Origin of the sequence: Microvirga sp. 2MCAF38 (assembly GCF_052115485.1) — a bacterium.
Taxonomy (GTDB): Bacteria; Pseudomonadota; Alphaproteobacteria; order Rhizobiales; family Beijerinckiaceae; genus Microvirga.
In genome coordinates, this window is record NZ_JBFRGU010000003.1 from 119825 (window position 1) to 131947 (window position 12123).

A 12123-nucleotide genomic window follows, 5' to 3' on the forward strand; every position below is an offset into this window, starting at 1 on the left:
ACTCGGCAATCGCCTTTGACGCTTCTGTTAGCATGTTCGGTGACGAAGGTGGATCTATCGTCGTCGAACAATGTTCGCTAAGGAGGGCCGACGCAGACGCTGAAAATGAATCGGCTGCGGATGTCCTGCCAGGAGCCTTTCGTCAATGGCTGCTTCAAATCGCGATGAGCGCTCGAAGCCGGAACGCGCGGCCCGTGGTTTCGTGACCTCGGCCGATGTGGCGCGTCTGGCTGGCGTTTCCCGCTCTGCGGTGTCGCGGACCTTCACGCCCGGCGCAAGCGTCTCGACCGATGTGCGCGAGCGCGTTCAAGAGGCTGCCAAGGCCTTGGGATATCGGGTCAACCGCCTCGCGCGAAGCCTCATCAGCGAACAATCCAATCTGGTCGGCGTCGTCGGCTCCAATCTCTCCACGCCCTTCATGGCGCGCCAGCTCGATCAACTGAGCCTGGCGCTTCTGAAGCGGAGCATGCAATGCCTCTTGCTCAACGCGGCGGAGGCGGAGCAGGGGATTTCGTCGCTGATTGAGCTCATTCTCGAATTTCGCGTGCGCGCCATCGTCATTCTGTCGGGTGCTCCGCCATCCGCGATCATCGACGAGTGCCTTGCCAATGGCGTGCGCGTCATTCTGGTCAACCGTAAGGCGGATGACGCTGCGACGGATACGATCATCAGCGACGACATTCGCGGTACCGAGCTGGTCGCGGAGAGGTTTTTGCGAGCCGGCTGCAAGCGTGTCGGCGTCGTCAGCAGCGGCGCGGGAACGCCCAGTCAGACGCGTCGCCGCGAGAGATTCCTCTCCTTCATGGCTGAGGCGGGCCTGATAACGGTTCAATGGGCCAAGGGCGACACCACCTACGACACCGGCGTGCTGGCGGCGCGGGAGCTGCTGGCCCAGAATAAGCTCGACGGCGTGTTCTGCGTCACCGATCTTATCGCACTCGGCTTTCTGGATGGTGCGCGCGAGCTTGGCCGGAAAGTGCCGGAGGATTTGTCGGTCATCGGCTTCGATGACATTCCGCAATCGAGCTGGTCGCCCTACCGGTTGACGACCATTCGCCAGTCCTTGAGCGATCTGACGGAATCGGTTGTCGCGGCCATCGAACGCGAAAGCGATGAGGGTGCTCCGATCATCCATCGCATCCTGCCCGTCGAGCTTGTCGAGCGCGACACAACTCCTTGAATATCAAGTCATTTTTAGCCCGTAAAATTTCTTCTTGCCAAAAATTGCACACGTGTGCAGTCTAGCAACGCTTCCCATTAGGTAACCCCTGCTGGGCAAACACGGCCGCGTGGGATGCAAAATTTCCTGCACAAAAGAGCCGGTGATTGGAAACGCTTTCGGCACGCGAAAACGCGGTCGCGAGAAGGAGGACGTCATGAGCAGTTCGGCCCAGCCGGCAGGTTTTTCGGCTGTCCAAAAATCCGGAGCATCGGCACGGCGCCTGTGGAATTTCCTTTCCCAGCCTGAGCGCATTCTCGGTATTTTGCTGGCCGTCATTCTCGGTGCGCTGGTGCTGGTGCCGCTCTTCGAATTGCTGCGCGAAACCTTCACCGTTCAGTCTTATGATAAGGCTTATCTGCCGAAGGCGCAGCCGGGCGATCTCACGCTGTTTCACTACGAGCGCGTCTTCGCGGGTCGCTTGTCATGGGCGATCTTCTACAAGCCGTTTTTGAATTCTCTCGTCACCGCGTTCGGCGCGACAATCATCTGCCTTTCGTTCGGCACTGGGCTCGCCTGGCTCGTGGTCCGCACGAACATCCCGTTCCGCAACACGCTGCATACGCTCGTGATGATCCCTTACATGCTGCCGTCCTGGGTGCTGGCGCTGGCGTGGATCACGTTCTTCAAGAACGATCGTATCGGCGGCGCGTCGGGCGCGTTCGCCTACTTCTTCGGCGTACAGCCGCCGGATTGGATCGCCTATGGGCCGATCCCGATCATCATCTGCCTGTCGTTGCACTACTACGTCTATTCCTACCTCTCCGTTTCGAGCTCGCTGACCAGCGTCGATAGTCAGTTGGAAGAAGCGGGAGCCATGTCCGGGCTTTCGCGCATCAAGCAGCTGTTGTGGATCACCATGCCGCTCTTGCTGCCCGCCATCGGATCGGCCGTGGTGATGACTTTCATCCGCGTCGTCGGCTCCTTCGGCACACCCGCGGTGCTCGGAATGCCGGTGCGCTACTATGTGCTGCCGACGCAGATCTATGCGGCCATGGGCACGCGCAATGCCGGCGACGGTTTTCTCCTGGCGCTCGTGCTCGTCGTGCTCGCGTGCCTGTTCATCTACATCAATCAGCGCCTGATCGGCGTCCGCAAAAGCTTTGTCACTCTCTCCGGCAAAGGCTTTCGCTCAAAGGAAGTCGATCTCGGTCGCTGGCGTTGGCCCCTCTTCACCCTGGTCATGGTGATGATGGCGGCCGCCGTCGCATTTCCCGTCGTGCTGCTCGTGCTGCAATCGCTCGTCAAGACGGCGGGCAACTACAGCCTCAGCAATCTGACCCTGCATTACTGGATCGGCGGTGGAGGAGAGGGGGTCGATCCGCTTCAGGCCGCACTCGTCGACAACAGCAACATTCTCGATGCGACCTGGAACAGCCTGCGCCTTGCCTTCCTGACTGCGTTGACGACGGGCATCTTCGGGTTCCTCATCGGTTATGTGGTGGTCAGAACACGCGGCTCGTTGACCTCCCGCGCGTTGGAGCTCGTGTCCTTCCTGCCATACATCTTCCCCGCACTCGCATTTGGCGCGATCTATATTGGCATGTTCGCGCGGCCTGTCGGTCCGTTCCCGGCGCTCTACGGTACCTTTGCACTGCTCGTCCTGATCTGCTCGGTGAAGACACTGCCCTTCACGGCACGCACCGGCATCGCGGCACTTCTCCAGATCGACAAATCTCTGGAGGAGGCGGCGCGGGTTCAGGGGATTGGCTGGTTCCGGCGCATGCTGCGGATCATCGTGCCCATCGCCGCAGGCGGACTCATGTCCGGCATGTTGCTCAGCTTCATCAGCATCATGCGTGAATTGTCGCTGATCGTGCTCCTCGTCACACCGTCGAACAACGTGCTCGCGGGTGTCATCTACAACTACCAGAGCCAGGACATGCCGCAGCTCGTCGGTGTGGCGACTGTGCTCCTCGTCGCGCTCGTGATCGTCATCAACCTGATCATCCGCGTGGTGACGAAGAAGGCGAAGATCGGGGCGATCTGATCGTTACAGAACCATAAGAAGCAAACGGAGGAAACCTATGACGACGTCAAAATCCGGAACCCTGAGAACATGGCTCGCTGCAGGTGCAATCGCCGCCTCTTTTGCCGCGCCGGCACTCGCGCAAAAAGCCGATCCGAAATTCGACGCCTGGCTACAGAAAAGCCAGCTCGGCCCGTTCCAGAAGAATGAAAAGTGGGACGAGGTTGTCGCCAACGCAAAGAAGGAAGGCGAGGTGGTCGTCTATTCCTCGACCGGTACGATGATGAAGGTCGCGGAGGATTTCGCGAAGGCCTATCCCGAAATCAAGGTGAAGGCCTACGATCTCGGCTCGGAGAAGACCATCGAGAAGGTCGTGCGCGAGCAGCAGGCGGGCGTTTATGCGGCCGACGTGGTCTATACGGGCGGCACCGAGCAGATGGTCTTCGATCTTCTGCCGAACCACCGCATCGTGAACTATGTTCCTTCATATCTCGTCGACCGCATTCCGCAGGAACATCGCGAACCGCTTCTGACGCACGTCATCGAGGCCTATGGCATCTTCTACAACGCGGAGGCGAATCCGCAGCCGCCGATCAAGAACATCTGGGAATTGACCGAGCCGCAATGGAAGGGCCGCTTCTCCATGAAGTCGCCCGCCGGATCGTTGACCACGCTCATGACACTGGCCGCTATTGTCGAGCACTCGGACACGATGGCGAAAACCTATGAAAAGCATGCGGGCAAGAAACTGCAATTGTCGGCCGGCATCGAGAATGCAGGCTATGAGTTTCTGCATCGTCTGATCGCGAACGACATCGTGATTTCCGACAACAGCTCGAAGATCGCGACGGCGGTCGGCCTTCGTGGGCAGGCCAAGCCCCCGCTGGCGTTCTCGGTCATTCATTACCTGACGAAGAACCAGACGGACAATTACGCCAACGCGATTCCTTACGATCTGGAACCGGCGGCGCTCTATTCCTACCCGACCTATGTGACGGTCGCCGGCCAGGCCCCGCATCCGAATGCCGCGAAGCTCTATGTGGCCTTCTTGATGGGTAGTAAGGATCTGAACGCGCAGTCGGAGTTGAAGCAGCCGTTCCGCTCGGGCAAATCGCTCGAATTGCTGCAAGGCATGGCCTCCTTCTATCAGGTCGGCACCTTCTCGCCGCGCACGGACGTTCCGCCTCCGCCGTTCAGCGAGGCGTGGCCGACCGCGAAGAAGCTGACCGCGTCGCCGGAATTCGTGAAGGACAACATCGCGAAGATCAGCGACTTCTGGCTCGCCGAAACCAGCCGATAAGATCCCTCTAAAGCATGATCAGAACAAGCGGAAACCGGTTGTTCGTCCGGATCATGCGGCAACAAGAAATCAAGTTCTAGCGCGGCTTTCGAACGAGAGAGTGCCCATGTCTGAAATCAAACTCAGCAACATCACGAAATTGTACGGAAGCCAGCTGGCCGTTCCGGGGCTCGATCTTGAAATCCCCAAAGGCAGTTTCGTCACGCTTCTCGGCCCATCGGGATGCGGCAAGACCACGACCTTGCGCATGATCGCGGGCCTGGAGCAGCCTTCCAGCGGTGAAGTCTCGCTGGCGGGCAAACCGGTCTATTCGAGTACGACAGGGATGTTCGTCGCGCCGGAGAGACGTGGACTCGGCTTTATTTTCCAGAGCTACGCCCTGTGGCCCAACATGAAGGTCGACCGCAACATCACGCTTGCGCTGACGGAAGCGAAGCTGCCGGCCCTGACAGTGAAGGCGCGGCTGCAGGAAGCGTTGGAGAAGGTGCAACTGACGGGGCTCGAAGGTCGCTATCCGTCCGAGCTTTCCGGTGGGCAACAACAGCGCGTCGCCGTCGCCCGCCTGATTGCGGCGCGCAACTCGATCCTCCTCATGGATGAGCCGCTCTCGAACCTCGATGCGAAATTGAGGACGGAGATGCGCACCGAACTCAAGCGTCTGCATCGCGAACTTGGTGCGACGACGGTTTACGTGACGCACGATCAGGTCGAGGCGCTCACCATGTCGGACATCATCGTCGTGATGAAGGACGGCATCATTCAACAGCAAGGCAATCCTTACGAGATCTATCATAATCCGGCGAACCTGTTCGTCGCCGAGTTCATCGGCGATCCCAAGATCAACCTGTTCTCTGGTGTGGTGAAGCGTGTCGGTGGAGAGGCTAGGTTGTCGCTCTGTGGGACGGAGTTGCCGCTTCCTGCCGGAATGAACCTGTCCGAAGGCCCTGTGACGGTCGGCGTCAGGCCGGAGAACATCGCGATTCATGATCGGCCGACGGGAGCGGGCATCGCCGCGGAGGTCGATGTTGTGCAGCCGACCGGCTCGCAAACGATCATATCGCTTCTGCTGAAGGGGCAGCGGATCACCGTTCTGATCCCGCGTTTCGAAAACAGCCTGCCGAAAAAGAACGTCTGGATCGAACTGTCCTTCGATCACATCAACTTCTTCGATCCGGCCGGACGCAGGATCGAAACCGCTCAAGTGAGACAACCGGCATCGCATGCCGCATAACGAAGCATTGCTCAAATAAGGATTTTGCAGAAGCGATGAACCCCGCAAAGAAATATCCTCGCCCCCCTTTAAGCCTCATCGTCGACGAACTGCCGCCCTTCGGTGTCAAACTCTTCGTCGGCGATGCTGATGCCGCTGCCGACAAGGGGCTGATCGCGAAGAACGACATCGCCATCGTAATCAATTGCGCGGTGAATCTCGACATCAGCTACGTGGGCGATGTGGAGTCCGGTGTCTCGCAATCGACGCCGCAAGGCCCGGTCCGCAATTACAAACTCGGTCTGATCGACGATGACGGCAACCCGCACACGATGCTGCTCGCCGGATACTACATGCTCGATGGGGCCCTGCACCAGAAGCTCCCCGATCGGTCGACCTATCCCCATCGTCGACAGGGCAATGTGCTGCTCCATTGCCGGGGCGGACGCAGCCGTTCGGTCATCCTCGCGGCGCTCTATATCCATATTCAGATGCCCGGCCGCTTCCCGACACTCGATTCCGCCGTCGACTACTTGCGCCAGGCGCGGGCCTTGCACCCGGATGAATGGTTCGAGACGCCCAAGCCCATGCTGATCGAGGCAGCACGCTTTGCAGCCACATGGATTCAGCGTATTGAACGCGAGAAATACTCTGCGCCGAAGCTTGTTTCGGCAAAGTCCTAAGAAGGCGACAATGACTCAACTGGCGAAAACTGCCGATCACGAAGAATTACACCCGCAGGCCAACCTGCGTTTCTCTGTCGCCTGTGCGGTCGCGCGCGAGGCCGGCGCTTATGCGAAGCGCCGGTTCAACGGGCGTCCCGGGCTCTCCATGCTCAATTTCAAAGGGCATCAGGATTATCTCTCGGCCACCGATGCCGAAGTCGAGCGGTTGATCAAGAATCGGCTTCTGACGAGCTTTCCCGGCGATGCCTTTCTCGGCGAAGAGGGCGGTGGGACCTTCGAGGATCGCGTCTGGGTCGTCGATCCCGTCGATGGCACCGCTAATTTCGTTCGCGGCATCGCGCAGTTCTGCATCTCGATTGCCTATGTGGAGAACAACGAGATCCAGATCGGAATCATCTACGACCCGATGTCCGACGAGCTTTTCGCGTCCTATCGCGGCGGCGGGGCGACGCTGAATGGCGAGCCGATTCGCGTCAGCGGTCTGTCGGATATCCGGTCGGCCTCGATCGAGATCGGCTGGTCAACGCGTCGTCCGCTCGGCGACTACATGGAAGTGGTGGACAGGTTCATGAAGGCTGGCGCCGTGGTGCGCCGTGGAGGGTCCGGTGCACTGGCGCTTGCCTATGTGGCGGCGGGGCGGACCGATGCCTATTGCGAACTCCACATGAATTCGTGGGATGCCCTTGCGGGCCTGCTGCTGATCGAAGAGGCGGGCGGCCGCGTCAACGATTTCCTCGCCCAATCCGGTTTACGGGACGGCAATGTCGTTCTCGGGGGAACGCCTGAGCTGCACGACGAACTCGTGCGCTTTACGGGCATCTCCCTCAAGTGATGCCCTCGTAATCCTCTGTCGAGAGAACTCCCAGGCGTAGCGAAAACCTGCGGGTCTACTGGGCCGCGACATCCGATCAAAGGTGTCGCGGCTTTTTTTCAGCCTTGCATCGGCGGTCGCAATCGCCCATGCCGAACCATCGCTCGCCAGCTTCGGAGACTGCCATGTCCTTTTCAAGCGACCATGCCATCGCCATCGCCGAGATTCTTCGCCGCGCTGCCCACGCTGAAATCCTGCCACGGTTCCGCAATCTCGCGGCCGATGCGATCCGTTATAAAAGTTCGGTGCGCGATCTGGTGACGGATGCCGACGAGGCCGCCGAGCGCGTGATCGAAGCCGAGATCCTGAAGCTTTTTCCGAACGCCATCGTGGTGGGGGAAGAGGCGACGGCGCGCGATCCGTCCCTTCCTCGCAAACTCGACGATGCGGCTCTCGCTTTCATCGTCGATCCGGTGGACGGCACCAAGAATTTTTCATCGGGCTTGCCCTTGTTCGGGTCGATGGTCGCTGTCGCCGTCAAAGGGGAGGCGGTCGCCGGCATCATTCACGATCCCATCGGTGGGGATTGGGCTATCGCCGTGAAAGGCGAAGGGGCCTGGATCGAGCATGCGGATCATCGCCGGACGGCGCTTCGCGTCAGTGCGCCCGTGCCTGTCTCGGAGATGGAGGGTTGCGTTTCCTGGGCCTACATGTCGGAGCCCCTGCGTTCGGTTTTCCCCGCGCGCTTGCCGCGGGTCGCCATCGCCATGAATTATCGCTGCGCCGCGCACGAATACCGCATGGCTGCGTCGGGCCATTGCCATTTTCTGCTGTACTCGAAAATCATGCCCTGGGATCATGCGGCGGGCCTGCTCCTGTATCGCGAGGCCGGCGGATATTCGGCCCATTTCGACGGCTCGCCTTATCGCCTGACCAATCTCGACGGCGGCCTTCTCTGCGCGCCGGATGTCGCGAGTTGGGAGGCATTGAAGGAGAGCCTTCTCTCTTGAGTGGAAGGCGATCCTAAACGAGCCAGAACGCCTCGTTGCTGAGTTCCGTATTCGGCCCGATGACAGCGAACTTGATTTGGGCTTTCGCGCCCGTCCCGTCGGGATCGTAATAGAGAAGGCCGTTGGCCTTGTCGTAGATGATCCGGCATCATGCGCCTTCGATCCGATCCAGAAAGCATCGCTGCTCAAAGGTCCCCATCAAAAGCAATCGGGCCGACGATAGGCGAGAACAGGTCGCGAAGACGATAGCCCGCCATGCTTGCGTAGATTGGACATTGGCCATCGCGGCATCTCACTCCGACCCGCCTCGGCTGAGGGGACAAGGATCGCGTCTTCCGTTGCGGAAGCTCATAGCGGATCGAAGCCGTGCGTTTCAAGCGTAATGGTCGCGACACGCTAATTGGTTGTCCTTTTAACTGTCCACGGCCAGGACAGTGAGTTGACGGTCTCGTCCGCGTACGGCGTGGGGACCTAGATCGCGGACTGTAAAGCCGGCGGGCAGCTTGATTGCGGCTAGGAGGTCGCTGGAGACGAGGCAGGGTTCGTTGAACGCCTTGCCGAGAGTCTCCAGTCGCGCGGTGACGTTCACCGTGTCGCCGACGTAAGCGATTTTGTGTTTCTCGACCCCGATTTCAGCTGTGACGACGGGGCCGCAATGGACGGCCGCCCGAAAGTGGGGGACGGTTCCGAACCGGGCCCGCCATTCATCGGCATCCCGCTTGATCTGCTGCTGCGCATCGCGAACGCAGCGCAGGCACCTCGCGTCCCGGATGCCCCGTGTCTGCGGCCAGGTGATCATGGCCATGTCGCCGATATAGTCGTCGAGCGATCCATGATTGCGGCGGACGGGCTCTGCCAGAGTTGCAAAGAACGCTCCCAGAAACTCCTGATAGCGCATCGGCCCCATCTGTTCGGCCATGGAGGTCGAGCCGATGAGATCGATGAAAAGAAAGACGCGATCCTCCTGAACCGGCTTGTAATATCGACCGATCAGGAGATTGAAGAACACTTCGCTCCCGACGAGATCCCGCATCCTCAGGATGAAAGCCACGATCGCCGACATGATCAGGGAGTAAGCCAGAATGCGTGGCGTGGGCAGAACCGTTTCCCAGTAGGGATCGTCCATGATGTCCAAGGCGAGAAGACTGCTGCCGGCAATAATGTTTCCGAGAATGATCAGGCAGACATAGATCGAGATCGAACTCAGCGCATAGAGCGGTGCCGAAACCCGCTTCAGGCGCTTTTGCAGCCTCATGAAAAGGTGTCCCCGCTCGAAGCCGAAGAGCAGGAGGGCGGTCACGATGCCGAAAACCGCCCCGATCAGCGGCTTTCCGTTGTGAAAGATGAAGGCGTAAAACGATCCGGCCAACGCGCCGACAAGCGTCGCGAAAACCCAGAATCGAATCTGTCGGCTCATGGATGCGTTTTCACTCCAAAGTGTCCGAAAAGTATGCAGGCTCGGGGCCGCCGGCTTTGCCGGCTCCTCGCTCGTTGTGCCACGGTGCTCTGACAGGCTGGTCGTTTTCATCATGGCGCCTGTAGGAAGCCTAACTGTAGCGGAATTTTGTCGGTGCCGTGCAGAAGCGTGGTCGTGCGCAAAAATGTGATGCTGATAACTGCGATGCCGGGCGTAAGACCACTATGGACATGACGCGACCAATATGAGACCAGTAGGGGGTGAGCGACCCTGGTTTCATCCCCTGTTTCCGGACATTGCAGCAATTGTCCGTGCCTGGAGCCCTTGCCAATGAGGATGGGCTCGGCGCGCGTTCCGGCCGTGCCTGGATCGTCGATGGAGCCACAGGCGTCGCCGGAGCGCACCTCACCTCCGGCCGTACTGATGCCTCTTGGCTGGCCGGTGCTATCGGCGAGGAGCTGGAGGCGGCATCGCCAGAGGACCTGTCGACGCTTTTAACAACGGTGCAGGCTCGAATAGGGACGGCTTTCGCACAGGCAGCGAACGGCGCCGCGCGTGACGAGGAGCATGTCGCTCCCTCGGCTTGTCTCGGTGTCATTCATTGCAAAGAGATCAGGGAAGACGGGTTGTTTACGATCCAGGGCGCGTTCCTCGGAGACGTGGTGGCCCTGGTACCGACCGAAACAGGCGTGCTGCGCTGGACGGACGAGCGGGCAAAGCCCTTCGAGCGACGGACGCTGGCAACCTTGGGTCGTTCTGTCCGGCAGGCCGGCGTGATGCCGGAAGAGACGCGCCAACAAATTCTGGAAAACCGCACAAAGCTCAATAAACCAGACGGCTATTGGGTCGTCCATCCGCTGCGCCCGTGGGCCGGGCAGGAGCTGCGTTTCGAGGCGCAGGTTGCTCCCGGTCAGCCGATTGCTCTGGCGACCGATGGCTTCATGCGTCTCGTCGATGTGTTCGGCATCTATACGGACGAGGCGCTTTATGCTGCTCTGAGCACAGGCCGCGCTCTCGACCTGATGCAGGAACTGCGTGAGCGAGAGCAGCGGGACGATGTGGCGACCGCTTTCCCGCGGGTCAAAGTGCATGACGATGCGACCGTGCTCGTGGTCGTGCCGCATGACAAGTGCAAGGAATCACGAAAAGATCTTTGAGATCAAAGGTTTTTTCGCTGAGGAGAAGACGTCAACAAGTTGAGGGGACGAAAATGAAACTGACGAGAAGAATTCTGGCAGGCGTCGCGATCGGCGGCTATGTCGCTCTGACGGCTGGAGCTGCCTGGGCCAAGACCGAGCTGACCTTCTGGAGCTGGCGCCAGGAAGACAAGGCTTTCTATCAGGACATCATCAAGAAGTTCGAGGCGAAGGAGCCCGAGATCTTGGTGAAGTTCGAGACCTATGCGCCCGAGAACTACCAGACGATCCTGTCGACGGCGCTCGCCGCCGGTCGCGGTCCGGATGTGATCCAGGTTCGCGCCTACGGTAATCTCGAGACGATTGCGACTCCTGGCTATCTGCTGGCGCTCGATCAGCAGAATGCGCCGGAACTGGCGAACTTCCCGGCACCGGCGCTCGCCGCCGAGACGCTGCGCGCGGACGGCAAGGTCTACGCGGTCCCGTTCGCGATGCAGGCTCAGCTCGTCGTCTATAACAAAAAGATCTTCAAGGACGCCGGCTTGAATCCGCCGAAGACCTGGGACGAGCTCGTGACGGTTGCGCAGGCGCTGAAGGCGAAGAACATCGCTCCTTTCGCCAACGGCACAGCGACGGCCTGGCAGAATGAAACCATCATCGGCGGCTTGCTCTCGTCCATGCTCGGCAAGCAGTTCGAAGAGGACATCGTTTCCGGCAAGGCGAACTTCACCGATCCGCGTTTCGTCAACGCCCTCGCCAAGCTGAAGGACATCAGCCAGTATTTCTCGCCGAACTTCACGGGCGTCGACTATCCCTCGTCGCAGCAGTTCTTCGTTGCGGGCCGCGCTGCCATGTTTGCGGGCGGATCGTACGAGGTTGCGAATTTCAAGAGCCAGAATCCCGCGCTCGATCTCGGTGTTTTCCCGGCCCCCGTCCTGAAGGCGGGCGATCAGGCGCTGATCGCCACCTATTATGACGGTGGCTACGCGGTGAACGCCAAGTCCGACAAGAAGGATGCGGCGCTGAAGTTCGTCCGTTTCCTGGCGACTCCCGAATACGGCACGGCCTTCACCAACACGCTGAAGAACCTGTCGCCGATCAAGGGCATCAAGGTTGAAGATGCGATCACCCAGGATGTGGCGAAGCTCGCGGACAATTCCATGTCCTATCTGATGCTGGTTCGCTTCCGTTACCAGGAGCCGAGCGGCTCGGTGCTTCTCCAGGCGAACGTGCAGAAGATGCTCGCCGGCCAGCAGACGCCTGAGCAGGCCGCTGCCGAGATCAACAAGGGCATCGCGACCTACTACAAGCCGTTCCAGAAGTAAGACTTCGACAGGTGGCGGCGGGCTTTGCGTCCGCCGCCAT

General features: G+C 59.9%; 10 protein-coding genes. 9 read left to right on the forward strand and 1 reads right to left on the reverse strand.

The annotated features are described in order from the left end of the window. The first annotated feature begins 145 nt into the window (after positions 1 to 145). The 7 genes from AB4072_RS07485 (at position 146) to AB4072_RS07515 (ending at position 8205) form a co-directional block, all read left to right on the forward strand. Positions 146 to 1180 carry a LacI family DNA-binding transcriptional regulator gene (locus AB4072_RS07485; protein ID WP_441966745.1) on the forward strand — a complete coding sequence of 345 codons (1035 nt, stop codon included), beginning with the start codon at positions 146 to 148 and terminating at the stop codon, positions 1178 to 1180. 196 nt (positions 1181 to 1376) lie between these two features. After that, complete coding sequence (locus AB4072_RS07490; RefSeq protein ID WP_441966747.1) at positions 1377 to 3209, forward strand: ABC transporter permease; 1833 nt, start codon at positions 1377 to 1379, stop codon at positions 3207 to 3209. A 37-nt stretch (positions 3210 to 3246) separates the two neighbouring features. Then, entirely contained in the window at positions 3247 to 4488 is a 1242-nt protein-coding gene (locus AB4072_RS07495) for an ABC transporter substrate-binding protein (protein ID WP_441966749.1), read from the forward strand. Between the two features lie 106 nt (positions 4489 to 4594). Then, on the forward strand, positions 4595 to 5719 hold the full coding sequence (locus AB4072_RS07500) for an ABC transporter ATP-binding protein (protein WP_441966751.1): 1125 nt from the start codon (positions 4595 to 4597) through the stop codon (positions 5717 to 5719). Positions 5720 to 5754: 35 nt separating this feature from the next. Further along, complete coding sequence (locus tag AB4072_RS07505) at positions 5755 to 6381, forward strand: protein phosphatase (protein ID WP_441966753.1); 627 nt, start codon at positions 5755 to 5757, stop codon at positions 6379 to 6381. 10 nt (positions 6382 to 6391) lie between these two features. Beyond that, on the forward strand, positions 6392 to 7216 hold the full coding sequence (locus AB4072_RS07510) for an inositol monophosphatase family protein (RefSeq protein WP_441966755.1): 825 nt from the start codon (positions 6392 to 6394) through the stop codon (positions 7214 to 7216). Between the two features lie 164 nt (positions 7217 to 7380). Next, the gene (locus tag AB4072_RS07515) at positions 7381 to 8205 is read left to right on the forward strand and encodes an inositol monophosphatase family protein (RefSeq protein WP_441966757.1); all 825 of its coding nucleotides are present in this window, start codon (positions 7381 to 7383) and stop codon (positions 8203 to 8205) included. Positions 8206 to 8617: 412 nt separating this feature from the next. Here the strand turns inward: AB4072_RS07515 and AB4072_RS07520 are convergent, their stop codons facing one another. Beyond that, entirely contained in the window at positions 8618 to 9622 is a 1005-nt protein-coding gene (locus AB4072_RS07520; protein WP_441966759.1) for an adenylate/guanylate cyclase domain-containing protein, read from the reverse strand. Between the two features lie 260 nt (positions 9623 to 9882). On the opposite strand from AB4072_RS07520, the gene AB4072_RS07525 reads away from it, so the two are divergent. Both AB4072_RS07525 and AB4072_RS07530 read left to right on the forward strand, forming a co-directional pair. After that, a complete protein-coding gene (locus AB4072_RS07525) occupies positions 9883 to 10779 on the forward strand; it encodes a hypothetical protein (protein WP_441966761.1) in 897 nt (298 codons plus the stop codon). A gap of 53 nt (positions 10780 to 10832) precedes the next feature. Beyond that, positions 10833 to 12083, forward strand: a complete 1251-nt coding sequence (locus tag AB4072_RS07530; protein ID WP_441966763.1) for an extracellular solute-binding protein — start codon at positions 10833 to 10835, stop codon at positions 12081 to 12083. Positions 12084 to 12123 lie beyond the last annotated feature (40 nt).